Genomic DNA, 22,498 nt, shown 5'->3' with positions numbered 1-22,498 from the left:
TCACCGTTTGTGAGCAGGGCAACTACCCCGAACGGGTGCCGTGGCCTGGTCGTGACCTGCCAGTACGCGGAAAGTAACACGGGTCACCCCGCGCGTCCACCGTGATCACGCACCGTACTGGACGTCGGTCTCGAAACGCTGGAACCCCAGCTTGTTGTACACAGCCAAAGCCGCGGCGTTGTCGCCCTCGACGTACAGGATGACTCTCGGTAGCCCCCGGGCCCGCAGGTAGCGGAGTCCGGCGAGGGTCAGCGCCTTGCCCAGACCACTACCCTGCGTAGCAGGATCCACGCCGACCACGTAAACCTCCCCGACCGGGTCGCCGTCGAAGCGGCCGGGCACCGGGTCGTGAACCTTTGTCCAGTGGAAGCCGACGATCTCGCCGCTTTCGTTCTCGGCGAGGAACAAGCCGGCCGGGTCGAACCACGCGTGGCGTTCCTCGGCACGCACCTCGGCGACGGTCAGCGCGCCCTGTTCCGGATGCCAGTCGAACGCGCGCGCGTTGACCGCGACCAGCGCGTCCTCGTCCTGCCCGGGGACGAAGGTGCGCAGCCGGAAACCGTTGTGCAGCACCGGTTCCGGCCAGTCCGCGCCGGATACCGCGACGTGCAGGACCAGCAGTTCGCGTTGCCGGCCGAGGCCGAGTTTCTTCGCGATCGCCGCCGCACCAGGGTGATCGCCGTGCGCCCACACCCGGAGACCCGCGTCGCCGCGCTCGACTACCGCCTGCGCGAGCGCGGTACCGACGCCGCGACGCCGGAATTCCGGGTGCACGAAAAGCTCCGCCACCTGATGGCCGTGGGAGTCGCCTTCCGTATCAAGGTGGGCGTATCCGGCGGGCGCACTGTCGACGCGAGCGAGAAGATGCAGCCCGCCCTCGAATTCGCGCGGCAACGGCCCGGTCGCGTCGACCTCGGGACGTCCGTCAGTCGCTTTGACCGCGAGCAGCACTTCGCGCACCGCGTCGTCGGGATCGGTCGTCCAGTCGCCAAGGTCGAGAGCCACGAACCGACCTTACCGGCGAAAGTCAGCGGGAGGTCAGCTCCGAAGCGTCGGCCGGAACGGCGACAACCGGCTTCGCGCCCTTCGCCGGCCGCTCGAACTTGTAGCCGACGTTTCGCACAGTGCCGATCATCTGCTCGTGCTCCGGGCCGAGCTTCGCGCGAAGCCGCCGTACGTGGACGTCGACCGTGCGCGTGCCGCCGAAGAAGTCGTAACCCCACACTTCCTGCAGCAGCTGCGCGCGGGTGAACACCCGGCCGGCGTGCTGGGCGAGGTACTTGAGGAGCTCGAACTCCTTGTACGTCAGCTCCAGCGTGCGACGGCGCAGCTTCGCGGTGTACGTCGCTTCGTCGATGACGAGGTCGCCCACGCGCAGTTCGGCGTCCGCCTGGAGCCCGACGCCGTCGCGAGTGGTGGCCAGCCGCAGCCGAGCGTCCACCTCTGCGGGACCCGCGGTGGGCAGGAGGATGTCGTCAGTGCGCCATTCGGAGTTGACCGCCACCAGGCCGCCTTCGCCGACAACCGCGATGACCGGCGTGCCCGCTTCGTCCTCCGCGCCCTTGAGCAGGCGGCACAGGCTCTTCGCGGACGCCAGATCGCTGCGCGCGTCGAGCAGGATGACGTCGCGGTGGCCCGCGTCGAGCAGGGCCGTCACTTCCGGCTCGCGTACGCGTACGGTGTGCGGCAGCAGGTCCAGCGCGGGTAATACGGAGGTTGCGTCGAGTTCCCCCGTCAGCACCAGCAGGTCCAAGCTCATGATCCGCACCGCCTTCAGATTCGTCGCCTCGAGCGTGGCGTCGGTCGGTGCTAAGTGAGAATAGCGGGTGAACACCCCGGCACCTAGCTCGTGCTGGATCGATCACACCTGGCCGAACAGCCTGGACGTGACCCGCACCACGACGAAATCCACCCGAACAGGAGAACCGAGGCGATGGCGAGCAGGCCCGTGACCCGGGACGACCGACCGGCCCCGTACCCCGGCGGCGGCCGCCGCGGCAGGCGTGTGCGGCGGTGGCTGATCGTGCTGGGAGTGCTGGTGCTCCTGCTGGTCGGTGCGGATTTCGGAGCGGCGGCGTTCGCCGAGCACACGATCTCGCAGAAGGCCCGCGCACAGCTCGGGCTGAGCGACGATCCGTCGGTCACCATCCACGGCTTCCCGTTCACCGTGCAGGCCCTCTCGGGTGACTACAGTCACATCACCGTTTCGGCGGACGGCGTCCCGGTCGGCAGCGAACTTCGCGACCTGCGCGTGAGCGCCGAACTCGAGGACGTCATCGCGCCGCTGTCGGACCTCACGTCCGGCAACACCAAGGCGGTGAAGATCGGCAAGCTCACCGGCGCGGTGACGATCAAGGCGTCCGACCTCGCGCGGGTCTCGCCGCTGAACAAGATCCAGAACCTGAAGATCGAGCAGTCGACCCAGGCGTACGTCAAGTACGGCGACACCGACCAGGGCAAACAGCCGGACCCGACGCCGACCAACGCGGATGGCGAACCGGCCGACGGCACCAGCGCGGGCGTGCGGATCTCCGGCGACGTGCAGGTGGCCGGGCAGAAGGTGGAGATCTTCTGCTTCGCGCTGATCCAGCTCAAGGAGAAGACGATCTCGATCGTGCCGTACCGGCTCCAGTTCGGGAATGACCAGAGCACCACGACCGTTCCGGATGCTGTGCAGAAAGCTCTGCTGCCGAACTTCCGGGCGTCCATTTCGACGACCCGGCTGCCGCTGTCGGTCACCCCGACCGCGGTCCGCGTGGACAGCGGTTCGGTGACCATCAAGGGCGAAGCGCACGACGTGAACTTCTCCGACCTGTCCACCAACCACGGAGGCTGATCCCGGTGACCGGAGTGTGGGTGCTGCTGGCGACGCTGGTCGTCGCGACGGCCGCGGGCCTCGTCCTGCACGCCCGCAACGGCCGGATCCGCGCCGCCAAACCGGCCGCGCGGCCGCGTCCGCTCCCCGCTCCGGTCGCCGAGGCCCTTGATCCGGAATCCGCCGTCACCCTGGTGCAGATCTCCACCACGTTCTGCACCCCGTGCCGGCACACGCGGGCGATTCTGTCGTCGCTCGCGGAGAAGACCGACGGCCTGCACCACGTCGACCTGGACGTCACCGAACGTCCCGAGGTCGCGCAGGCGCTGTCGGTGCTCAGCACGCCGACCACGCTCGCGCTGGACCCGGAGGGCCGGGAACTGCTGCGCGTGGGCGGCGTGCCCAAGGGCCCGGAGCTGCTCGAGGCGCTCCGCCCGCATCTCACCGCCGCGTCGCACTGACCCGCGCGGTCACTTCACGCCGTCCGCGGCGGTTGATTCTCAGGATCCGGACCTCGTCCCAAGGAATGAACATGGTTCCGGGAGCGAGCGAGCCTGGGTACCCTCCCCCTGTGGACGAGCTGCCCATCACCCTCCTGACGCAGCGCCGCGCGGTCGATTTCTGCCGCGTGCGCAGCAGCTTGTGTCTGCCTTTCCCCGGCCGGCGCTGAAGCACGTCTCGCGCCGTCCTGTCGCCGCACCCGTCTTCGCCGCGTGCTGTCCGCACGCTTTCCCCTCGCACTGAGCAGGAGGAACCCATGTCCGCCGGACCGGCCGTAGACCCGCGAGGTCCCAGGTTCGCCGCGATCGTGACCACGGTGGTGCTCGCCGTCGTGCTCGTCACGCAGTGGTGGCCGTTGCTCGCACTGCAGACCGTGGTCTTCGCGATCGGCGCGTTCGTCGGGCTCAAGCCCGCGCCGTACTCGGTGCTGTACCGGCTCGTGGTCGCGCCGCGGCTCGGGCCGCCGACCGAACGCGAGGACGCCGCCCCGCTGCGGTTCGCGCAGGCGGTCGGGTTCGTGTTCGCGCTCGTCGGCACGATCGGCTTCGCGACCGGCGTGACGCCGCTCGGCGTCGTCGCGACCGCGTTCGCGCTTTTCGCCGCGTTCCTCAACGCGGCGTTCAACTACTGCCTCGGGTGCCAGATGTACCTGCTGATCAAGCGTTTCAGCCCCGCACGGGCGTCCTCGTAACACCCCAACCCAGAAAGAGAGTCAGCCTCCATGAGCCGAGAAGACGTCCTGGTCACCACCCAGTGGGCCGAGGAGAACCTGGACACCCCGGGCGTGGTGTTCGCCGAGGTCGACGAGGACACGACCGCCTACGACAACGGGCACATCCGCGGCGCGGTGAAGCTCGACTGGCGCAAGGACCTCCAGGACGGCGTCCGCCGCGACTTCGTCGACAAGGAGGGCTTCGAGAAGCTCCTGTCGGAGAAGGGCATCTCGAACGACGACCGCGTGATCCTCTACGGCGGCAACAACAACTGGTTCGCCGCGTACGCGTACTGGTACTTCAAGCTCTACGGCCACGAGAACGTGCAGCTGCTCGACGGCGGCCGCAAGAAGTGGGAGCTCGACGGCCGCGAGCTGAACACCGACGAGGTCAAGCGCGAGCCGACCAACTACAAGGCCAAGGACCAGGACCTGTCGCTGCGCGCCTTCCGCGACGAGGTCGTCCAGTCGATCGGCTCGAAGAACTACATCGACGTGCGCTCGCCGGACGAGTTCTCCGGCAAGCTGCTCGCGCCGGCGCACCTGCCGCAGGAGCAGTCGCAGGTGCCGGGCCACATCCCGGGCGCGCTGAACGTGCCGTGGGCGAAGGTCGCCAACGAGGACGGCACCTTCAAGTCCGAGCAGGAGATCAAGGACCTCTACGCCGAGGCCGGCTACGACGAGAGCAAGCCGACCATCGCGTACTGCCGCATCGGCGAGCGTTCGTCGATCGCCTGGTTCGCCCTGCACGAGCTGCTCGGCCAGCAGGACGTGAAGAACTACGACGGTTCGTGGACGGAATACGGTTCGCTGGTCGGCGTTCCGGTCGAGTTGGGAGCTAAGTGATGGCAGACGGCTGCAGCGCACCGGCACAGGTCGCGACCCCGGCGGACTTCGACACAGGAGGCCAGGTCGTGCTGGCCGGCAAGGTCACCGGCGCCGAAGGACCGGTCGGCGGCGCGTTCGTCCGGCTGCTCGACGGCGGCGGCGACTTCGCGGGCGAGGTCGTGTCCTCGGCGGACGGCGACTTCCGTTTCTACGCGGCCGAGGGGTCCTGGACGGTGCGCGCCCTGCACCGCACGGGCAACGGCGAGGCCAACGTCACCGCGGAGGGACCGGGCCTGCACCAGCTGGCCATTTCGGTCGCCTGACCTACGGTCCGTGAAGGGCTCCTTGCGGGAATCTGATTCCCGCAAGGAGCCCTTCACTGCGTTTGATGGCGTGCGCCGGGAGGGCGGCTCGGTGGGGGTGACGGTGACCGTCCTCACCGCCGCGACCCTGGGCGGGGCCAGATGAGCCGGGGCGGACTATTGTCCTCGCTGTGGAGACCTTGTTTACGACCCTGTTGATCATCGCGGGCATCGCCACCGTGTGGTTCGCGGTCTACGTCGTCTACCGGCTGTACGCCGACCAGCGCTGATCAGCATGACGAGTGGCGACGAAGCCATCGCAGCAGCCGAGAAGCGGGCCGCCAGCACGCGCGACCGCAACCTGCCGTTGTGGGACGACCTTCCGATCCCGAACGACACGGCGAACCTGCGCGAGGGCCCGAACCTGAACGACGCGTGCCTCGCACTGCTGCCGCTCGTCGGCGTCTGGCGCGGCGAGGGCGAGGTCGACTACCCGACGATCGACGGGCCGATCAAGTTCGCCCAGCAGCTGACCATCGCCCACGACGGCCGCCCGTTCCTGTTCCACGAGGCGCGCTCGTGGCTGCTGAACGAGGACGGCAGCGTGCTGCGGCCGGCCGCCCGCGAAACCGGGTTCTGGCGGCCGCAGGAGGACGACACCATCGAGCTGCTGCTCACGCACAGCTCCGGCATCGTCGAGCTGTACTACGGGAAACCGCGCAGCCAGACGGCCTGGGAACTCGGCACGGACGCGGTCATCCGCACCGCGACGGCCAAGGAGGTCACCGGCGCGCAGCGGCTGTACGGCCTGGTGAACGGCGACCTCGGGTACGTCGAGGAGCGCGCGATGGTCGGCCAGGAAATGCAGCCGCACACCTCCGCGCTGCTGCGCCGCGTGGTGGGCTGAGGCTCCGGGAGACGCCGTGCGCTGGCGGCGGTACGGCGAACACGCCGCCCTGCTCGACTGCACCTCGCTCGAGGAGATGAGCGCGGCCAGGGCGACGCTCACCCAAGCCGCGCTCGACGGCGTCGAGGAGATTGTCCCCGGGGCCCGCACCCTGCTTGTCGTCGCGTCCACGAGCGCTCTGGAAGCTGCGCGCTCCTTGCTGGCGTCGGCTGATCTGTCCCATCCACCGGCCGCGGATGTCCGCGAAGTCGTGTTGGACGTGCGCTACTCCGGCGAAGACCTCTCCCTGGTCGCCGAGGACGCGGGACGCAGCGTGGACGAGGTCGTCACCCTCCACACCAGTGCGGTCTACACAGTCGCGTTCACGGGTTTCGCGCCCGGTTTCGGTTACCTCGCCGGACTTCCCGCCGAACTGCAGCAGCCGCGGCTCAGTTCGCCGCGCACCCGCGTCCCCGCTGGATCGGTGGCCATCGCGGACGAGTACACCGGCGTCTACCCGCGGGAATCCCCGGGCGGCTGGCGGTTGATCGGCCATACCGAGGCGACGCTTTTCGACCCTTCCGCCGAGCAACCGGCGCTGTTCACGCCTGGTCTCCGCGTACGGTTCCGGAGCGTCTGATGCGCGCGCTGGAGATCGTCTCGCCTGGTTCGCTAGCTCTGGTGCAAGACCTCGGCCGCCCCGGTTACGCACATCTGGGCGTCCCACCGTCGGGTGCTCTCGACGTTGACGCGTTACGGCTCGGCAACCGGCTGGTCGGCAATCCGGAGGACGCCGCCGGGATCGAAACCGTGCTGGGCGGCCTGACCATCCGAGCGGCCGCTTCGTGCACCGCCGCGGTGACCGGTCCTCCGGTCGCGGTCTCGGTGGACGGGCGGGAAATGGGCTCGTACACGCCGATTCCGTTGCAGCCAGGCCAAAAACTGACGATCGGCCGACCCGCCACCGGACTGCGCAACTACCTGACGGTGTCCGGCGGCATCGCGGTACCGCCGGTGCTGGGGAGCCGGTCGACGGATGTCCTTTCTGGACTCGGACCCTCGCCGCTGGAAGCTGGCACGACGGTCCCCCTCGGTCCGGTCAGTGGCGTTCCGTCCGGTGCCGACGTGGTCACGGCCTCGCCCGCACCGCCCAAGTTGACCGTGCCAGTTGTGCTCGGCCCCCGCGACGACTGGTTCGCCGACGCCGCGAGCGCACTCAACACACAGTGGACTGTCACCGCGGAATCCAACCGGGTGGGGGTCCGCCTCGACGGGCCGCCGCTACGTCGAGTGTCCACTGTGTCCAATTCGGAATTGCCGAGCGAAGGCGTGCTCACCGGTGCGATCCAGGTCCCGCCGAACGGATTGCCGCTGGTGTTCCTGGCCGATCACCCGACCACCGGCGGTTATCCGGTAGTCGCGGTGGTGAGACGGGCGTCACTCGGAGCACTCGCTCAAGCACGCCCCGGAACCCTGGTGCGGTTCCACGCGTCCTTCTGAGCGTGGAACGGGTAACGATCACCGGCGGCGCGGGTTTCCTGGAGCTGAACACCGGAGGACGGGCGGAGCTGCCGCAGTCGCTGCGCATCGCGCTCGCGACCGGTCAGGTGCGCCTCCCGCTGGCGGAAACCCTTCGCGACCTGCTGGCGTTGCTCGTCGACGGCCACTACCGGGTCAGCGGCCCCGAACGCTTCGAGGGCCCCGACCTGGTCCCGGCGAGCGCCTGGCCGGACGACGACGACGGCCGAGTCGCGTACTACCGCGCGGCGATCCGCTCCGGACACCGGCCAGTGGCGGTGGTTTTGTCCGGTACGCGGCCGTTGCTGCTGGACGGGCACCACAAGATCAGCGCGTACCGGGCGGAGGGGGTCACGCCGTCGGTGGTGCTGATCTCGGCTGCTCGGGCGGAGAATCCGGGCTAGCTTCCGGGATGTGACGGAAGATCGGCAGGTACTCGTCGGCGGGCTGAACGCGGTCGTCCGAGTCGGCGATACGGTCCGGCGCGAGCGCGGACCGTGGAGTGACCGGGTCGCCGCGCTGCTGCGCCACCTCGAAACGCCGGATTCCGGCAGGCTCCGCGGTACCTCGGCGTCGAAGGCGACCTCGACGTGCCGGAGTTCTTTCCCGGCAAAGTCAGCAATTACCCGCTCACCTCGGCGGCCCGCAGCACCGCCGCGCTGATTTCCGCCGCGAGGCTGCTGCGCGCGTATCACGATGCGACTGCCGACCTTGCCGCGACGATGCCGGGCGGCTGGATGCTGCCTGACGCGCGAAGCTGTTCTGCGACGCCTACGGGTTGACCGATCCCGCCGCCCGCGCGGCGGTGATCGAATCGGCCGCCGACCGGCTGCGCGACCTAGTGCATCTCATGCGCACCCAAGCCGCGTCCGGCCACGAAGGCTTCGCCAGCCATGTCGCGGCCGGACACGATCGGGTCTATCTGCGGGACATCGCCCACATCGAGGCGAACTCCGCTCAGTACTCGCTCTCGTAAGCCGCCACCAGTTCCCCGTGCAGTGCCGTCGAATCGGGCAGCTCCGTCCCGTTCAGCGTGTGCACCCGGGTCACCTTCCGGACCGACGACGTGAGGAAAACGCCTTCCCCGCGCAGCAAGTCGTCCACCGAAAGCGGCTCCACCTTCACCGACCAGCCCGCCTTCTCCGCGCCGCGGAACAACGCGTACTGGGTTGTTCCTGGCAGGATGCCAACAGTGGACGGCGGAGTGTAGAGCGTCCGCTCCTTCGCCAGAACGACCGTCGACGTGGGTCCTTCGAGGACCGAATCGTCGGTAGCGGTGAAGATCACATCTTGGGCTCCGCGCCGGGCCGCCTCGCGCAGGGCGGCCATGTTCATCGCGTAGGAGACCGTTTTCGCGCCGAGCAGAAGCCACGGGGCGCGCTCGGCGAGTTCGGGGCCGAAACCGCGTTCGAGGGTCACCACGGAGACGCCTTCGGTGCGCGCCCGCAGCACCTTCTCGTCGACCTCCAGGCCCAGCGCGAACGCCGTCGGCTTGCCCTCGGGATCGCCGTCGACACCCCGCGTGTACACGAGTTTCAGTGCGATCTCCGGTCCGCCCTGCCACGCGTCGACGACCGCCTGCGAGGCGCGGGCGAAGCCGTCGAGGTCTGGGGCGCGCAGGTCCAGCATCGCCGCGGAACGGGCGAGCCGGTCGAGGTGCGGACGCATTTCCCGCGGCTTTTTCACGGCCACGAGGATCGTTTCGAACACCCCGTCTCCGCGCAGCAGGCCGAGGTCGTCCACCCGGAGGTGAGCGGCTTCGGGGTCGGCCAGTGAACCGTCGAGGAAGGCGAGAACGCGCATCCCCACAAGGTACTCACTTACCCTTACAGGTATGCCGTACAGCTCGCCGCTGCTCGAAATCCCCCGCGCGGTCGCCGCGCCCGAAGGCCATCCGGAAGCCGGAGTTCCGTGGCACTGGGGCGATCCGTTCGCCGAGCAGCGCACCGCCGCCCGAGGAGTGGTCGTCATCGACCGCTCGCACCGAGAAATCCTCGCTGTCACCGGCGAGGAACGCTTGTCCTGGCTGCATTTGGTGATCTCGCAACACGTCACCGAACTCGCCGAGAACACGGGCACCGAAGCGCTCATCCTCGACAGCCAGGGCCACGTCGACACCCACTTCGTGCTCGCGCACACCGGCGAGACGGTGTACCTCGACAGCGACCCCGGCCCGGTCGCCACGAGCGCGTTGCCCAAGGGCGGCAAGCAAACCCTGCGCGAGTACTTCGAAGCGATGAAGTTCTGGTCCAAGGTCGAAATCCGCGACGCGACGGAAGAACTCGCCGTCCTTTCGGTGCTCGGCCCCGAGACCGACAGCGTGCTCGGCGTCGAACTCGGCACCGAGCCGTATTCGGTGACCGCGCTGCCCGAGGGCGGGTTCGCGCGCCGGATGCCGTGGCCGACGCGAGCGGGCGCGGATCTCGCGGTGCCGCGCGCGCAGCTCACTCAATGGTGGCAACGGCTCACCGACGCGGGCGCTCGCCCGGCCGGCTCGTGGACCTTCGACGCGTTGCGCGTCGAATCACGGCATCCGCGGCTCGGGGTCGACACCGACGAACGGACCATCCCGCACGAGGTCGGCTGGATCGGCTCGGCCGCGCACGTCGCGAAGGGCTGCTACCGCGGCCAGGAGACCGTCTCGAAGGTGCACAACGTCGGCCGCCCGCCGCGGTATCTCGCGCTGCTGCACCTCGACGGTTCGCCGGAGATCACGCCGGAGACCGGCGACCCGGTGAAGCTCGGCGAGCGCGTCGTCGGCCGGATCGGCACGGTCGCGCAGCACCACGAACTCGGGCCGATCGCGCTCGCGCTGGTCAAGCGCTCGGTGCCGGGCGGGGCGGAGCTGCTGGCCGGCGACGAGGACCGAGTGGTCCAGGCCACTGTCGATCCGGACTCGGTGCCGGGCGAGCACGCGGCGCCCGGAAGGGAAGCGGCGCAGAGACTGCGGGGCTGAAGTGAACTCGACGGTAGCGTCGTCGCCGAATGTGGAGCAGGATGTGCCCGTGATCGAAGTGCGTCCCGGCGGGCGACGACGGATCGACCGCGTCCTAGGCCCGGGATATCTCACCGGATTAGGCGACTTGCCGCTCCCGGTGCTGCGCGAGCGGCGCGACGAGGCCGCGCAGGAGGAGACGGACCTGTCCTACCTGCGCCGGCTCCTGCACGCCCGCATCGACATCGTGCGCGCCGAACAGGAGCGCCGCTCGTCCGGCGGGGAAGCCAGCATCGTCGACCGGCTCGCGTCGATCCTCGCCGACAACGCGCTCGGGCCGGCCGCCGGTTCCGGCCGCCACCAGCAGCTCGAACCGTCCCGTGCGGGCGAGCACCGCAGACACGCCGAGGCGCTGATCGGCGACACCGGGCTCACCGACGTGGGCTCGCTCTCGGACGACAAGCTCGCCGCCGCGCTGGACACCTACGCGGCCGAGGAAGCGTCCGTGTCGTCCTTCCGCCGCCAGGTCCAGACCGTGATGGACACGCTGAACGCCGAGATCGCCGGGCGCTACAGCAGCGGCGCGGCCACTGTCGACCAGCTGCTGGACAGCGAGCTGGGGCGCGCCGAGGAATGACCGGCCAGCCGATCCTTGTCGAGGTCGTCCGGAACGAATTCGTCGAGAGCGTCCACCGCGGATGCCTCGTGGTCACCGCGCCGGACGGCTCCGTCCAGTTCTCCGCGGGCGACGTGACCAGCCCGTTCTTCCCCCGGTCGGCGAACAAGCCGCTGCAGGGCGTCGGGATGCTCCGCGCCGGGCTCGGCTACGACGGCGCGGAACTGGCGCTGGGCTGCGCGTCGCATTCCGGCGAAACCGGACACGTCGAGCGCGTCGCTGCGATGCTGTCTGGTGCCGGGCTCGATCCGGCGGCGCTGGCCTGCCCGCCCGAGCTGCCGATCGGCGAGGACGCCCGGCGCGCGGCCGACGAGCCGCGGAAGATCACCATGAACTGCTCCGGCAAGCACGCCGCGATGCTCGCCACCTGCGTCGCGAACGGCTGGGAGACCGACGGCTACCAGGAGCCGGACCATCCGCTGCAGGTCCAGCTCGCGAAGACGGTCGAGGAGCTGACCGGCGAGTCCATCGCCGCGGTCGGGGTCGACGGGTGCAGCGCGCCGCTGTTCGCGTTCTCGCCGACCGGCCTCGCGCGGTCGTTCGGCCGGCTCGTTCAGGCCGAGCCGGGGACTGACGAACGCCGGGTTGCCGACGCGATGCGTGCGCACCCGTGGCTGGTCGCGGGCTCCGGCCGGGAGGACACCCGGCTGATGCGAGCCGTGCCCGGGCTCCTGTCGAAGAGCGGTGCCGAGGGTGTCCTGGCGTTCGCGCTGGGTGACGGCACCGCGTGCGCGATCAAGATCGCGGACGGCAACAAGCGTGCCTTGGCTCCGCTGGCGATGGCCGTGCTCGCCCGCCTGGGCATCGAGACCCCGGAAGGGCTGTCCGACCTGGCCCACCCGCCGGTCCTCGGAGGCGGCCAACCGCAAGGCGAACTGCGGGTTAGTTGGAGTGTTCCTTAGCCGCGAGGTCGCCCCAGAACTCGCGCAGCTGCGAAAACAGCTCGGCCAGCTCCTCGACGTTCCCGGTACGCAGCGCGTCCAGGATGTCGTGGACCTCCTCCGCGGTGGAGTCGGCGTCCAGCAGCGAGTCGGCGAACAGCTGCACGAGACCGCCGTAGTCCAGTTCGACGACCGAGTCCGGGTGGAAGCTCTCCAGCCACTGCCGGGTCTGCGAGAGCACGCGGCCGGGTCCGGAGTCGCCGAACGTCGTCTCGATCAGCTCGCCCGCCTCGGACGCGCGCCGGAGCGCGGCCGACATCGGGGTGCGCCAGGACGCTTCTCGCACCGGGTCGGCCGGGCCGCTGCCGAGCACCAGCTTGCGCTCGTCCGGGTCGACCAGCGAGAACCAGGGCAGCGGGACGGTCCAGGTCGTGGTGAGGGTGTGCGCCGCGGCGGCGGTGAGGTCGGACATCGCGGCCTTGGTCTGCGCGCGGGCCCGGTCCGCGGTCGCGCCGCCCGCCTCGAGGATCGCGATCCGCAACGCCGGCTCGGCGTCGGCGAGGAAGGTGCTCAGCGCCGCGGCCGACCGGGCGCGCAGTTCGAGCGGGCACGCGAACGGCCCCTCGGCCGAGTGGCCGGCGGGGACGTCGGCCGGGTCGAGCACGAGCACGTCGGTGACGAGGCTCGACGAGGGCCGTCCGTCGCGCAGCTGTGCGGGCAGGAGCCGCGCCGGCGCGGCCGTTTGTGACTTGAGCCACATCCACTGTTCGCGTTCGCCGATCCCGATCCGGCTGAGCCCGCCCGCGGAAACGGCCTCGACCAGCTGTTTCGCCGGAGGATCGCCGAGGGCGCGCAAAGGTTCGTACACCCGCAGATAGGCCACGAAGGGTCGGAGCACCCGAGCATCGTGGCACGCCGACCAGGGCCGATCGGCATCGACGTGCCGGTAACCGGCGTCCGGCGGACACTGTCGCGACGAGCACACCGTGCCACGTCGCATCCAACCCCCGGGACACGGTACGGTGTCAGCAGGAAAGAACTGTCGAGACGATGCGGGGCCGCCGATTCCCCCGGCCGCCCCGCCCCTGTGCGAGGGGGTCGAGCCATGGGGCGCGGCCGGGCTAAGGCCAAGCAGACGAAGGTGGCGCGCGAGCTCAAGTACAGCTCCCACGACACCGATTTCGATGCTTTGCAGCGCGAGCTGTCAAGTAGTTCCTCGGACAACCACGAGGACGACAAGCGGTACGAGGACCCGTACGACGACGGGTACGACGAGTACCGCCGTTGACGCAGGCACACGACACGCGAGGGCGGAATCGGACCTAGGTCCGAGACGCCCTCGTGCGTTGTGTGCTGCCCGTTTTCTTGCTGCTGCCGATGAGGTGACGAAGGAGTTGGACGGGTGAGCGACATCGCACGAGTAGGTGTGGTCGGAGCAGGGCTGATGGGCTCCGGCATCGCCGAGGTGCACGCCAGGTCCGGGCTGGACGTGCTGGTCACCGAGGTGAACCAGCCCGCCCTCGACGCGGGCAAGGCGCGCATCGAGAAGTCGCTGCAACGCGGCGTCCGCAGCGGCAAGCTGGCCGCCGAGGACGCCGAGGCGGCTCTCGGGCGGCTGCGCTTCACCACGGACCTCGCCGAGTTCGCCGACCGCGATCTCGTCGTCGAGGCCATCCTGGAACAGGAGCAGGCCAAGGTCGACGTGTTCCGGCAGCTGGACAAGATCGTCGACCGCGAGGACGCGGTGTTCGCGTCCAACACGTCGTCGATCCCGATCATGAAGCTCGGCATGGCCACCGGCCGTCCGCAGCAGGTCGTCGGCATCCACTTCTTCAACCCGGTGCCGGTGCTGCCGCTGGTCGAGCTGGTTCCGTCGCTGCTCACCAGCGAGGAGACCGCCCGCCGGGCCGAGGAGCACGCCACCGGCGCGCTGGGCAAGACGGTGATCCGGTCGCAGGACCGGGCCGGGTTCATCGTGAACTCGCTGCTGGTGCCGTATCTGCTGTCGGCGATCCGGATGATCGAATCGGGCTTCGCCTCGGCCGAGGACATCGACCGCGGGATGGAGCTGGGCACGGCGCACCCGATGGGTCCGCTGCGGCTGTCCGATCTGATCGGCCTCGACACCATCAAGGCGATCGCGGACTCGATGTACGCGGAGTTCAAGGAACCGCTGTACTCGTCGCCGCCGCTGCTGCTGCGCATGGTCGACGCCGGGCTGCTCGGCAAGAAGACCGGCCGCGGGTTCTACTCGTACTCCTGACTTTCGTTGCGGGCCTGAGCAACTTTTCCCCGCTGTGCGAGACCGGGCAGGTCGCTTGACTGAGCGGCATGACCTCGACGTTCGTCTTCGCCGCCGGTGCCAACGGCGTGTCCGCCGCCCCGCCTGAACTCGTGCTGCGCGGATACCGCGGGGTGGGGGTGCCGCAGCCGGAGCAGCAGTTCCGGCTGGCCTACCAGGCCCCGCAGGATCTCGGCGCGCTCGCCACGGAACCGTCGGCGCTGGCCGGCGTGACCGTGGCCGACCAGGTCGCGACCACGGTGGACGTCGTCCGCCGGGCCGCCGAGCTGGGTCCGGTCGTGCTGGTCGGGGTCGAGCATCGGCGGCGCGCTGGTCACGCTCGTCGCCGAAGAGGTCCCGGAACTGGTGTCGGCGCTGGTCTACGACGCCGCGTTCTGCTGTGTCGACCTGCCGACCCCGGACGAGTACCTGGCCACGCCCGAGGCCGCGTCGTCACAGGCCGGGGCGATGCTCGAATTCATCGCGGCCGACCCGGCGGTGGTAGGGGCGATGCGCTTCAACTGGCGGTCCTCCTCGGCTGAGGCGTTGACGGCGGCGAAGGCGGCACTCTGCGCGGACGCCACCGACGGCGAGTTCTACGCCCTGCTCAACGCGATGGCTCCGGACGACATCCTCGGCCGCGGTGCCACCGACTCGCGCGGCACGCCGGAACGGTGGGGTCGCATCCCGCGGTTCTACGTCCGGCATCTTCAGGACCGCCTCGTGCCGCCCGCCCTGCAGGATCGGATGATCGCCGAGGCTGACGCTCGTACGCCCGGCAACCAGTTCGAGGTGCACGACATCGACACCTCCCACTTCCCGAACGCGGCCGGGATGGCTCAGTTCGTCGAGGTGCTGGACAGGGTCGGGCAGTCGCTCAGCTGAACGCCGCTCGTCGCGCGGCCCGGCGGAGCACGGTCAGGATCGCCGGGCCCAGCACGACGATCGCGACCAGGTTCGTGAGCGCTCGGCCGGTGTCCCAACCCAACGTGGACGTCAGCACGGTGAAGACCAGGAACCGGTGCAGGTTCTCGCCGAGCGGGCCGCCAGGGATGAAGTCCAGCGCCGTGTGGTTCGCCAGGAACGGCCAGGTGAACATGCTCATCGCGAGGCCGTAGAAGTAGGCGGCGACCACGCCGTAGACCGCCAGCATCGCGATCTCCCACCGGCCCTTCGCCCGGCGCGGCAGCAGCCCCGCACCCAGGCCGACCAGAGATGACGCCAGCATCTGGAACGGCAGCCACGGCCCGACCCCGCCGGTGAGCAGTGCCGATGCGAACAGCGACGTCGAACCGAGGACGAACCCGAAGCCCGGTCCGAAGACCCGTCCGGCCAGCACGAGCAGGAAGAACACCAGCTCGATCCCACCGGTGCCCGCGCCGAGCGGACGCAGCGCGGCGTTCACCGCGGACAGCACGCCGAGCAGCGCGAGCGCCTTCGCGTCGAGTCCGCCGCTGGACAGTTCAGCCAGCACGATCAGGATCAGCACCGGCAGCGTCACGAGGAACACGAACGGCGCGTCCGTCGTGTGCGCGGACGTGCCGACGGTGCTGCGGGCGAGCAACGGCCAGCAGAACATCGCCAGCCCGACCACGACGGCCGCCGTCAGCACCAGCGCCGTGCGAAGCCGGATTCGGACGGCTGGCCCCAGGAAATCGGTCACGCCAGCGCCTTCGCTACCTGGTCCACAGTCAGCCATGGCTCCGGCGCGAGGATTTTCGCGACCTGCGGAGCGAAGGCGGGCGACGCGACGACGACGTCCGCGGTCGAGCCGTCCGCGACCACTTCCCCCTCGGCGAGGACGACGACACGGTGTGCGGCGGAGGCGACGAACTCGACGTCGTGGGTGGCCAGCAGCACCCCGTGTCCTTCGGCGGCCAGTTCGGCGAGGACGGTCGCGAAGTGCCGTTTCGCCGGGTAATCCAGGCCGCGGGTCGGCTCGTCCAGCAGCACGACCGGCGGCGCGGCGGCGAGCTGCACCGCCAGGACCAAGGCGAGTCGCTGGCCTTCAGACAGGTCGCGCGGGTTGGTGTCGTCGTCGATGCCGGGCACGAGACGGTCGAGGAGCTTCCGCGCGGTGCCCGCGTCGACCCCTGACTCGACGTCAGCCTGTCGGCATTCCGCCCCGACCGAATCGAGATACAGCAGGTCAGACGGGGTCTGCGGGACCAGGCCGACGCGCGTGCGGGCGGTTCGGGACCGGAGCGTCTTCGGGTCCGCGCCGAGAATGTCGACCTTGCCGTCCGACCGGGGCCCGCTGCCCTGCAACGCCCACAGCAGCGAGGACTTGCCCGAACCGTTCCGGCCCATCAATGCGACGACCTCGCCGCGGTTCAGTCGCAGGTCAACGCCGCGCACCGCGTGCACGCCGCCATACCGGACCCGCACCGCCCTCGCGGTGAGGACCGCTTCGCCAGAGCTTTCCGCAGCCTGGGCAGGGCGGCGCTCGGCCAGGCGTTCCCGGAGCGGGCGAGCGAGCCGACGGGCGTCGCGGACCGACAGCGGCAGTGGCGACCAGCCCGCGAGCCTGCCCAGCTCCACGATCGGCGGGGCGACGTCGGCCTCGGCGAAAACCTCCGCCGGCTGCCCGGAGACGACGGTGCCGTCGCCGGGCAGGTAGAGCAGGCGGTCGGCGTACTGCGCGACGCGTTCCATCCGGTGCTCGGCCACCACGACCGTCGTGCCCAAGTCGTGCACCAGGCGCGTGATCGCGGCCAGGACTTCTTCGGCCGCGGTCGGGTCGAGCGCTGAAGTCGGTTCGTCCAGCACCAGCACGCTCGGGTGCGCGGTGAGCACCGCGCCGATCGCGACGCGTTGCTGCTGCCCGCCGGAAAGCGTCCGCAGTGGACGGTGGCGGAGGTCGGCGATGCCCAGCAGGTCCAGGGTTTCCTCGACGCGTTTGCGCATCACCTCCGGCGCGACCGCGAGCTGCTCCATCGCGTACGCGAGTTCTTCTTCAACGGTGTCGGTGACGAATCCGGCCAGCGGATCCTGCCCGACCATGCCGACGACCGACGCCAGTTCGCGCGGCGGATGCGTCGCGGTGTCGAGTCCGGCGACCTTGACTCGCCCGGCCAGCGTGCCGCCGGTGAAATGCGGGACCAAGCCGTTGATCGCGCCAAGCAATGTCGACTTGCCGACACCAGTGCGTCCGGCGACCAGGCAGAGTTCGCCCTCCTCGACCGTGAGGTCGACGTCCCGGAGCACTGGCCGGTCCGCCCCGTCGTACGTGACGCTGACGTGCGAGAACTCGATCACCGGACCACCTCCGACACCAGCGCCGGACGCGGCGCGAACCAAGCGGGCAGCACACTGATCAGCACCGCGACGGTCGGCAGCAGCGGCAGCTCCGGCCAGGTCAGCGGGCTGGCCGGGGTGACGAGCGAAACCGGGTCGGCGAGCAGCACGAGCACCGCGGTCGCGACGCCGCACAGCGCGACCAGCGTTTCCGGCAGCCGCCACGGATCCGGCCGATAGGTCGTGCGCCGGATCTGCCGTCCGCCCAACACGAATCCGGCGGCCGCCAGTACGAGCCCGGCGATCAGCATCGGCACCCCGAGCCACGACGCCGACCCGTCGAGCACTCCGTAGACCCCGACCGCGACGCCGACCAAACCGGCCAGCACACAGGTCGCGATCAGCATCCGGACGCGCGGCGAGAGGTAGCCGCGCCGTCCGTAGCCGCGGGAATCCATGGCCGCCGCGAGCTGCAGCGACCGGTCCATGGCGTCGGCGAGCACCGGCACGAAAATCCCCTTCACGAACCGCAGGCCGCGCGTCTTCCCGGAGCGCAGCCGACGCGCGCGACGCACCCGCTGCACGCTCTCGACCAACTGCGGAGCCACCGACAGCGCGACGGTTACCGCCGTCCCGACCTCGTAGAGCGCTCCGGGCACGGCCTTGAGCAGGCGTTTCGGGTTCGCCAGCGCGTTCGCGGCACCGACGCAGAGCACGATCGTGGCCAGCCGGAGCCCGTCGTACAGCCCGCCCAGCAGCTCCTCGGCCGAAGTGGGACCGAGCAGCTGAATGCCAGCCGCGACGCTCGGCAATGGGATGGTCGGCAGCGTGAACAGGACGTGGCCGCCGTCCTCGCCGCCGATGAGGATCCGGAACAGCACGCGCGACAGCAGGATCACCCCGGCGACCCAGGCGTACATCCGGAACGCCAGTGCCCACGGCGCGTCGCCGCGGCGGAGCACCACGACGAACCCGGCCACCGCGATCACCAGCGCGAGCAAGACCGGGTTCGTGGTCCGGCTCGCGGCGACGGCGAGCGCGAGCGCCCACACCCACCACGCGCCGGGATGGAGCGCTCGCGGACTACTCCGCAGCACGCCTGCGACGCATCGCGACGACCGTCCCGGCCACCACGAGCAGCACGACGACCACGATGCCGATCACGAGGCCCCACGGGAAGGCACTGTCCGAAGTGGACGCCGGAGTCGGAGCGGGCGCGTTGGCCTTGCGGACCGGCTCGGTACGCGGCGGCGGATATTCGGTATAGGACTTGCCAATCGCGAACGACCAGCCCTCGAACGCACCGGCCGGTGGCTTCCAGCTCTGCGCGCCGACCTGCGCCGAAGCCCACCTGCCGCCGTTGGTGGCGGTCCAGAAACTCCACGACGCCTTCTCCGGCGGCATCCCGGTGCAAGTCTGGTCCGCGGGTTTGCCCTCGATCTTGCACATCACCGCCAGGCCGTACTTGCCCGCGCCGGTGAGTTCGAAGCCGGCGTTTTGCAGGGCTGTGACGCCGTTTTCCTGCTTTCCAGGGGCGCACCGGACGAGGGTTTCGCCGCCCAGCCCCTGGAAATCGACGACAACCGTGACGCCGTTGTCGTCTTGGCAATAGCCGTCGGTGCCCTTGCCGGGCGTGGTCGCGGAGGCGGACGACGCCCCGCCCAAACCGGTAGCGACGAGAAGAGCGCAGCCGGCGAGGACTCGCCCCCAGAGCCGCGCGTGCACGAACCGCATGTCAGATGTACCTCGCATCGATCGGACCACGGCGGGCGATCCGGCTCGCGGTCCCTCCCCGGGGCCGCTCACGGTTGCGGGCCAGCGCCGGATTCTCACCGGCTTCCCCCGTTCGTGGCGAAGAACTTGTCGACGTTAACGCACCGCAGGCCCCGCCGGAAGCGACCGCGGACACACCTACACTTCCGGGCGTGGGACAGGATCAGCTGCGCGTCGGCCTCGTCGGAACCGGACCGTGGGCCACCACGGTGCACGCCCCCGGGCTTGCGGATCATCCAGGTACCGTGCTCAGTGCTGTCTGGAGCCGCCGGCCGGAAGCCGCCGCCGCGCTGGCGCAGGCGTACGACGCGGTGCCCACCAGCCATCTGGACGAGTTGTTCGAGCAGGTCGACGCGCTGGCGTTCGCCGTGCCGCCGACCGTGCAGGCCGAGCTGGCCGTTCGGGCCGCGGAGGCGGGCAAGCACCTGATCCTCGAGAAACCGATCGCCGCCGACCTGGCCACGGCGCGGCGTCTCGCCGACGCCGTGACGTCTGCTGGCGTCGCCTCGCTGGTGATGCTGACGCTGCGGTTCGCCCAGCAGACGCGCGATTGGCTGGACGGCGTCACCGCCGCCGGCGGTTGGCGAGGCGGCAGCGTGCGGTGGCTGTCCGGCGCGCTACTGGACGGCAAATACTCGACCTCAGCGTGGCGGCAGGATCCGGCCGGCGGCGCACTCGCCGACATCGGCCCGCACGCGTTCGACCTGCTCGACGCCGCCCTCGGCCCGATCACCAACGTCCTCGCCGCCCATCGCGGTCCCGAAGACCTGTGGCAACTGCTGCTCGAACACGAGGGCGGCATCACCAGCACCGCGACCCTCAGCCTGCGCCTGCCGGTGATGCCGACAGTGGTGGAGTATTCGGTCTTCGGCGAGCACGGCTTCCGCACGCTCGGCCGCACCGGCACGGCGAACGAGGCGTACACCGCGCTGCTGGACGATTTCGCCGCCATGGTGGCGAGCGGAACGACCACGCATCCCTGCGACGTCCGGCGGGGCGTGCACCTGGCTCGGATCGTGGACCAGGCTCGCGCTGCCGCGCGCTGAGCCCGTTATTCCCTTGCCCGGTCTGAGACGATGAACGGGAAGTTCGTTTCGGACGAAGGAATGCCTATGCGCTCCGCCACGGCCCGCTCCGGTCGCGGCCTGGCCTGAGCTGTTCGGCCTGCGCGCCTGGCGTCGGGTTTGCTGCCCGGTTCTTGTGCTGCCCTCTTCCCGAAAGGCTTCCACCGGAGATGTCCGCCCTCCAGGCATACGTCCGCGCGACCGCACCGATCGGTCGCGGTGTCGAACGAATCGGCCCGTTCCTGGCGACTTTCGCCCAGGACACCTCCCGTCCGATGGCGAACTATGCCATCCCCGACGACGGCGCGAAGCCCTCGTCGGCCGAGATCGCTCTCCTGATTTCCGCTTACCAGCAACGAAATCTCCTGCCCCGGCTGGAGTTCTTCACCGAAGCCGCTCCGGACGTCGAGGCAGCCCTCGTCGCCGCGGGGTTCACCGTGGAACGACGTGTGCCGGTGATGACCTGCAGCGCCGAAGACCGTGTTGATCGTGTTGCGCCGGAACACATTCGGCTGCGCGAGCCCTCGTCCGACGACGAATTCCGCCGCCTGCGGTCCGTGCAGAACGTCGCCTTCGGAGAACCGCCAGAGGTGTCCGACGCCGATGTCGAACGCAACCGCGACTATCTGACCGTCCTGGCCGAACACCGCGAAACCATTGTGGGCGGCGGGATTGCACTGGATATCGTCGCTGGCACAACGGAAATCGTCGGCATCGCCGTCGCCGCCGAATACCGCGGCCAAGGCATCGCAGCGGCAATCACGACGCACCTAACGCGCCTTGCCCACGAACGCGGTGCGCGCACGGCGTTCCTGACGCCAGGGGATGTGGGAATTGGGACGGTGTATCGCCGTGCCGGGTATCGCGTTGCCGGCGAGTGTGTGCACCTGTCGCTGAGCTAAGACGTGGTCCTTGCCGCCGCAACGCACAGCCGTTGCGGCGGCAAGGAACCGTCAACTGGCTGTCTCCCACTCGACCGCCACCTCCCGCACCCCGCGGATTACGCCGTAGGTGCGCCGAGGCCGGGCATCCGCTCGAAGCCGCAGATTCGGCAGTGCCGCAAGCAGTTCCTGCAACATGACTCGCAACTCGAGCCGGGCGAGGTGCCGGCCGAGACACCGGTGCGCACCGGCACCCCAGCCGAGATGCGCTGGCCGAGTCCGCCCGCGCTCCGGCCGGAAGACGTCGCCGTCGCTGAAGTGCCGCTCGTCGCGATTGGCGCTTCCCCAGGCGAGCAGCACCCGATCCCCGGCGTCGAGCCGCACTCCGCCCAGCATCGTCGGCCGCGTGACCGCCCGGCCGGTCGCCGCCACCGCCGGCTCGTACCGAACCGCCTCCTCGATGAACTCCTCCAGCACCTTGGGACTGTCCCGCGCCCGATCACGCAGGTCGGGATTCTCGGCGAGCAGCAGCGCCATCGTGGCTGCCGCGTCAGTGGTGGTCAGCTGCCCGGCGGCGACCATCAGCGCCGCGAACCGAAGCACTTGCCGTTCGCTGGCCGGCGCGCCGAGGTCAGCGTGGATCACGTCGGACAGCATGTCGTCCCGCGGCACGCCAGCACGTTCACGGATGTGTCCGAGCAGGAGCTTCGCGTACTCCCGACCACGCTTCTCTGCTTCCTCCCGGCTTTCGGCGGCGACCAGTCGCTTGGCGTGTTCCGCGAGCAGTTCCCGTCCGCTTTCCGGAACGCCGAGCAATGCCGCGACGACAATCGGCGGCACCACTTGCGTGTATGCGGTCACCAGGTCGGCCCGACCTTGCTTGGCAAATCCGGTGAGCGTCTCCCGGCACAACCGCCGGATGAGTGACTCGTGTTCCTTCGCTGCCGTCGGCGTGAAATAAGGCCGGAGAATACGACGCCAAGCCATGTGCGCCTGGCCGTCGAATTCAAATAATGGCGCTCTCGGCGGCGGATTGCCGTCGGATCCCGCTTCTTCGGCTACGACATCCGCAGCGCCGAGGCCATGCACATACGAACTGAATATCTCGCCGTGGCCAGCCGCCTCCCGGATCTCGTCGTAGCCGGTCAGCAGGTGAAACCCGCCGTGCGCGGAGCTTTTGGCCACTGGGCAGAGCCGCCGGATAACGC

The 22,498-nt window shown here is 69.8% G+C and carries 29 protein-coding genes and 1 riboswitch; of the genes, 19 read left to right on the top strand and 10 right to left on the bottom strand.

What is annotated here, in order from left to right; all coding sequences use genetic code 11:
- Positions 1 to 105: 105 nt before the first annotated feature.
- Both mshD and ATK30_RS20630 read right to left on the bottom strand, forming a co-directional pair.
- Positions 106 to 1,005: a mycothiol synthase gene (mshD, locus tag ATK30_RS20635; RefSeq protein WP_101436998.1), complete on the bottom strand. Its 900-nt coding sequence runs from the start codon at positions 1,003 to 1,005 to the stop codon at positions 106 to 108.
- Between the two features lie 22 nt (positions 1,006 to 1,027).
- Positions 1,028 to 1,759: a winged helix-turn-helix transcriptional regulator gene (locus ATK30_RS20630; protein WP_167441962.1), complete on the bottom strand. Its 732-nt coding sequence runs from the start codon at positions 1,757 to 1,759 to the stop codon at positions 1,028 to 1,030.
- Between the two features lie 174 nt (positions 1,760 to 1,933).
- Between ATK30_RS20630 and ATK30_RS20625 the strand changes: the two genes are divergently transcribed.
- From ATK30_RS20625 to ATK30_RS46260, 11 genes are all read left to right on the top strand, one after another.
- Positions 1,934 to 2,836: an LmeA family phospholipid-binding protein gene (locus ATK30_RS20625; RefSeq protein WP_158242485.1), complete on the top strand. Its 903-nt coding sequence runs from the start codon at positions 1,934 to 1,936 to the stop codon at positions 2,834 to 2,836.
- Between the two features lie 5 nt (positions 2,837 to 2,841).
- Positions 2,842 to 3,276: a TlpA family protein disulfide reductase gene (locus ATK30_RS20620; protein WP_101436997.1), complete on the top strand. Its 435-nt coding sequence runs from the start codon at positions 2,842 to 2,844 to the stop codon at positions 3,274 to 3,276.
- A gap of 296 nt (positions 3,277 to 3,572) precedes the next feature.
- On the top strand, positions 3,573 to 4,007 hold the full coding sequence (locus tag ATK30_RS20615) for a DUF4395 domain-containing protein (protein ID WP_101436996.1): 435 nt from the start codon (positions 3,573 to 3,575) through the stop codon (positions 4,005 to 4,007).
- A 30-nt stretch (positions 4,008 to 4,037) separates the two neighbouring features.
- Complete coding sequence (locus tag ATK30_RS20610) at positions 4,038 to 4,874, top strand: sulfurtransferase (RefSeq protein WP_101436995.1); 837 nt, start codon at positions 4,038 to 4,040, stop codon at positions 4,872 to 4,874.
- Entirely contained in the window at positions 4,874 to 5,179 is a 306-nt protein-coding gene (locus tag ATK30_RS20605) for a DUF1416 domain-containing protein (protein ID WP_101436994.1), read from the top strand. Before ATK30_RS20610 ends, ATK30_RS20605 begins: the two co-directional genes overlap by 1 nt.
- A 274-nt stretch (positions 5,180 to 5,453) precedes the next feature.
- Positions 5,454 to 6,065 (top strand): heme-binding beta-barrel domain-containing protein, encoded by a 612-nt coding sequence (locus ATK30_RS20600; RefSeq protein WP_101436993.1) that lies wholly within the window; start codon positions 5,454 to 5,456, stop codon positions 6,063 to 6,065.
- 16 nt (positions 6,066 to 6,081) lie between these two features.
- Positions 6,082 to 6,684 carry a 5-oxoprolinase subunit B family protein gene (locus tag ATK30_RS20595; RefSeq protein ID WP_101436992.1) on the top strand — a complete coding sequence of 201 codons (603 nt, stop codon included), beginning with the start codon at positions 6,082 to 6,084 and terminating at the stop codon, positions 6,682 to 6,684.
- Positions 6,684 to 7,544, top strand: a complete 861-nt coding sequence (locus ATK30_RS20590; RefSeq protein ID WP_101436991.1) for a 5-oxoprolinase subunit C family protein — start codon at positions 6,684 to 6,686, stop codon at positions 7,542 to 7,544. Before ATK30_RS20595 ends, ATK30_RS20590 begins: the two co-directional genes overlap by 1 nt.
- Before the next feature lie 2 nt (positions 7,545 to 7,546).
- The gene (locus ATK30_RS20585; protein WP_101436990.1) at positions 7,547 to 7,966 is read left to right on the top strand and encodes a hypothetical protein; all 420 of its coding nucleotides are present in this window, start codon (positions 7,547 to 7,549) and stop codon (positions 7,964 to 7,966) included.
- A 186-nt stretch (positions 7,967 to 8,152) separates the two neighbouring features.
- On the top strand, positions 8,153 to 8,344 hold the full coding sequence (locus ATK30_RS46265) for a hypothetical protein (protein WP_244194675.1): 192 nt from the start codon (positions 8,153 to 8,155) through the stop codon (positions 8,342 to 8,344).
- Positions 8,341 to 8,538 (top strand): hypothetical protein, encoded by a 198-nt coding sequence (locus tag ATK30_RS46260; RefSeq protein ID WP_244194674.1) that lies wholly within the window; start codon positions 8,341 to 8,343, stop codon positions 8,536 to 8,538. The genes ATK30_RS46265 and ATK30_RS46260 overlap by 4 nt, the downstream gene beginning before the upstream one ends.
- Here the strand turns inward: ATK30_RS46260 and ATK30_RS20575 are convergent.
- On the bottom strand, positions 8,520 to 9,365 hold the full coding sequence (locus ATK30_RS20575; RefSeq protein WP_101436989.1) for an aminodeoxychorismate lyase: 846 nt from the start codon (positions 9,363 to 9,365) through the stop codon (positions 8,520 to 8,522). The genes ATK30_RS46260 and ATK30_RS20575 overlap by 19 nt on opposite strands.
- Before the next feature lie 31 nt (positions 9,366 to 9,396).
- Between ATK30_RS20575 and ygfZ the strand changes: the two genes are divergently transcribed.
- The 3 genes from ygfZ to ATK30_RS20560 are packed head-to-tail and all read left to right on the top strand — an operon-like array spanning position 9,397 to position 12,075.
- Complete coding sequence (gene ygfZ, locus ATK30_RS20570; RefSeq protein WP_101436988.1) at positions 9,397 to 10,518, top strand: CAF17-like 4Fe-4S cluster assembly/insertion protein YgfZ; 1,122 nt, start codon at positions 9,397 to 9,399, stop codon at positions 10,516 to 10,518.
- Between the two features lie 49 nt (positions 10,519 to 10,567).
- Entirely contained in the window at positions 10,568 to 11,134 is a 567-nt protein-coding gene (locus tag ATK30_RS20565; RefSeq protein ID WP_101440956.1) for an RsiG family protein, read from the top strand.
- A complete protein-coding gene (locus tag ATK30_RS20560; protein WP_101436987.1) occupies positions 11,131 to 12,075 on the top strand; it encodes an asparaginase in 945 nt (314 codons plus the stop codon). Before ATK30_RS20565 ends, ATK30_RS20560 begins: the two co-directional genes overlap by 4 nt.
- Here the strand turns inward: ATK30_RS20560 and ATK30_RS20555 are convergent.
- Complete coding sequence (locus tag ATK30_RS20555) at positions 12,056 to 12,952, bottom strand: hypothetical protein (protein ID WP_101436986.1); 897 nt, start codon at positions 12,950 to 12,952, stop codon at positions 12,056 to 12,058. The two genes, ATK30_RS20560 and ATK30_RS20555, sit on opposite strands and share 20 nt — an antisense overlap.
- Positions 12,953 to 13,159: 207 nt before the next feature.
- Between ATK30_RS20555 and ATK30_RS20550 the strand changes: the two genes are divergently transcribed.
- Positions 13,160 to 13,342, top strand: coding sequence for a DUF3073 domain-containing protein (locus ATK30_RS20550; protein ID WP_037353984.1), 183 nt, complete (start codon positions 13,160 to 13,162; stop codon positions 13,340 to 13,342).
- 114 nt (positions 13,343 to 13,456) lie between these two features.
- Positions 13,457 to 14,317, top strand: a complete 861-nt coding sequence (locus ATK30_RS20545; RefSeq protein ID WP_101436985.1) for a 3-hydroxybutyryl-CoA dehydrogenase — start codon at positions 13,457 to 13,459, stop codon at positions 14,315 to 14,317.
- Here ATK30_RS20545 and ATK30_RS46255 read toward each other — a convergent pair.
- Complete coding sequence (locus tag ATK30_RS46255; protein ID WP_244194673.1) at positions 14,302 to 14,655, bottom strand: hypothetical protein; 354 nt, start codon at positions 14,653 to 14,655, stop codon at positions 14,302 to 14,304. The two genes, ATK30_RS20545 and ATK30_RS46255, sit on opposite strands and share 16 nt — an antisense overlap.
- Positions 14,656 to 14,701: 46 nt before the next feature.
- On the opposite strand from ATK30_RS46255, the gene ATK30_RS46250 reads away from it, so the two are divergent.
- The gene (locus ATK30_RS46250; protein WP_244194672.1) at positions 14,702 to 15,220 is read left to right on the top strand and encodes a hypothetical protein; all 519 of its coding nucleotides are present in this window, start codon (positions 14,702 to 14,704) and stop codon (positions 15,218 to 15,220) included.
- Here the strand turns inward: ATK30_RS46250 and ATK30_RS20535 are convergent.
- Genes ATK30_RS20535 through ATK30_RS20520 form a run of 4 tightly spaced genes read right to left on the bottom strand, consistent with a single transcriptional unit; the run spans position 15,213 to position 19,306 of the window.
- Positions 15,213 to 15,998 carry an ECF transporter S component gene (locus ATK30_RS20535; RefSeq protein ID WP_101436984.1) on the bottom strand — a complete coding sequence of 262 codons (786 nt, stop codon included), beginning with the start codon at positions 15,996 to 15,998 and terminating at the stop codon, positions 15,213 to 15,215. The two genes, ATK30_RS46250 and ATK30_RS20535, sit on opposite strands and share 8 nt — an antisense overlap.
- Positions 15,995 to 17,593, bottom strand: a complete 1,599-nt coding sequence (locus ATK30_RS20530; protein WP_101436983.1) for an ABC transporter ATP-binding protein — start codon at positions 17,591 to 17,593, stop codon at positions 15,995 to 15,997. Before ATK30_RS20530 ends, ATK30_RS20535 begins: the two co-directional genes overlap by 4 nt.
- Positions 17,590 to 18,669 (bottom strand): CbiQ family ECF transporter T component, encoded by a 1,080-nt coding sequence (locus tag ATK30_RS20525; protein ID WP_101436982.1) that lies wholly within the window; start codon positions 18,667 to 18,669, stop codon positions 17,590 to 17,592. The genes ATK30_RS20530 and ATK30_RS20525 overlap by 4 nt, the downstream gene beginning before the upstream one ends.
- A complete protein-coding gene (locus ATK30_RS20520) occupies positions 18,656 to 19,306 on the bottom strand; it encodes a hypothetical protein (protein WP_101436981.1) in 651 nt (216 codons plus the stop codon). The genes ATK30_RS20525 and ATK30_RS20520 overlap by 14 nt, the downstream gene beginning before the upstream one ends.
- A 15-nt stretch (positions 19,307 to 19,321) precedes the next feature.
- Positions 19,322 to 19,469: riboswitch (cobalamin riboswitch) on the bottom strand.
- Between the two features lie 28 nt (positions 19,470 to 19,497).
- Here ATK30_RS20520 and ATK30_RS20515 point away from each other — a divergent pair.
- A complete protein-coding gene (locus tag ATK30_RS20515) occupies positions 19,498 to 20,391 on the top strand; it encodes a Gfo/Idh/MocA family protein (RefSeq protein ID WP_101436980.1) in 894 nt (297 codons plus the stop codon).
- 188 nt (positions 20,392 to 20,579) lie between these two features.
- Positions 20,580 to 21,311, top strand: a complete 732-nt coding sequence (locus ATK30_RS20510) for a GNAT family N-acetyltransferase (protein WP_101436979.1) — start codon at positions 20,580 to 20,582, stop codon at positions 21,309 to 21,311.
- A gap of 51 nt (positions 21,312 to 21,362) precedes the next feature.
- Here ATK30_RS20510 and ATK30_RS20505 read toward each other — a convergent pair whose 3' ends face one another.
- Positions 21,363 to 22,475: a cytochrome P450 gene (locus ATK30_RS20505; RefSeq protein WP_244194671.1), complete on the bottom strand. Its 1,113-nt coding sequence runs from the start codon at positions 22,473 to 22,475 to the stop codon at positions 21,363 to 21,365.
- Positions 22,476 to 22,498 lie beyond the last annotated feature (23 nt).

Origin of the sequence: Amycolatopsis echigonensis (assembly GCF_002846615.1) — a bacterium.
Lineage (GTDB): Bacteria > Actinomycetota > Actinomycetes > Mycobacteriales > Pseudonocardiaceae > Amycolatopsis > Amycolatopsis echigonensis.
Note: the sequence above shows the minus strand (reverse complement) of the source record. Positions and strands in the feature narration are given on the sequence as shown.

Excerpts from the sequence above, each read along its gene's own strand:
- ATK30_RS20630 (WP_167441962.1), bottom strand. The coding sequence starts at position 1,759 with ATGAGCTTGGACCTGCTGGTGCTGACGGGGGAACTCGACGCAACCTCC.
- ATK30_RS20625 (WP_158242485.1), top strand. The coding sequence starts at position 1,934 with ATGGCGAGCAGGCCCGTGACCCGGGACGACCGACCGGCCCCGTACCCC.
- ATK30_RS20615 (WP_101436996.1), top strand. The coding sequence starts at position 3,573 with ATGTCCGCCGGACCGGCCGTAGACCCGCGAGGTCCCAGGTTCGCCGCG.
- ATK30_RS20610 (WP_101436995.1), top strand. The coding sequence starts at position 4,038 with ATGAGCCGAGAAGACGTCCTGGTCACCACCCAGTGGGCCGAGGAGAAC.
- ATK30_RS20605 (WP_101436994.1), top strand. The coding sequence starts at position 4,874 with ATGGCAGACGGCTGCAGCGCACCGGCACAGGTCGCGACCCCGGCGGAC.
- ATK30_RS20600 (WP_101436993.1), top strand. The coding sequence starts at position 5,454 with ATGACGAGTGGCGACGAAGCCATCGCAGCAGCCGAGAAGCGGGCCGCC.
- ATK30_RS20590 (WP_101436991.1), top strand. The coding sequence starts at position 6,684 with ATGCGCGCGCTGGAGATCGTCTCGCCTGGTTCGCTAGCTCTGGTGCAA.
- ATK30_RS20575 (WP_101436989.1), bottom strand. The coding sequence starts at position 9,365 with ATGCGCGTTCTCGCCTTCCTCGACGGTTCACTGGCCGACCCCGAAGCC.
- ygfZ (WP_101436988.1), top strand. The coding sequence starts at position 9,397 with ATGCCGTACAGCTCGCCGCTGCTCGAAATCCCCCGCGCGGTCGCCGCG.
- ATK30_RS20560 (WP_101436987.1), top strand. The coding sequence starts at position 11,131 with ATGACCGGCCAGCCGATCCTTGTCGAGGTCGTCCGGAACGAATTCGTC.
- ATK30_RS20550 (WP_037353984.1), top strand. The coding sequence starts at position 13,160 with ATGGGGCGCGGCCGGGCTAAGGCCAAGCAGACGAAGGTGGCGCGCGAG.
- ATK30_RS46255 (WP_244194673.1), bottom strand. The coding sequence starts at position 14,655 with ATGCTCGACCCCGACCAGCACGACCGGACCCAGCTCGGCGGCCCGGCG.
- ATK30_RS20520 (WP_101436981.1), bottom strand. The coding sequence starts at position 19,306 with ATGCGGTTCGTGCACGCGCGGCTCTGGGGGCGAGTCCTCGCCGGCTGC.
- ATK30_RS20510 (WP_101436979.1), top strand. The coding sequence starts at position 20,580 with ATGTCCGCCCTCCAGGCATACGTCCGCGCGACCGCACCGATCGGTCGC.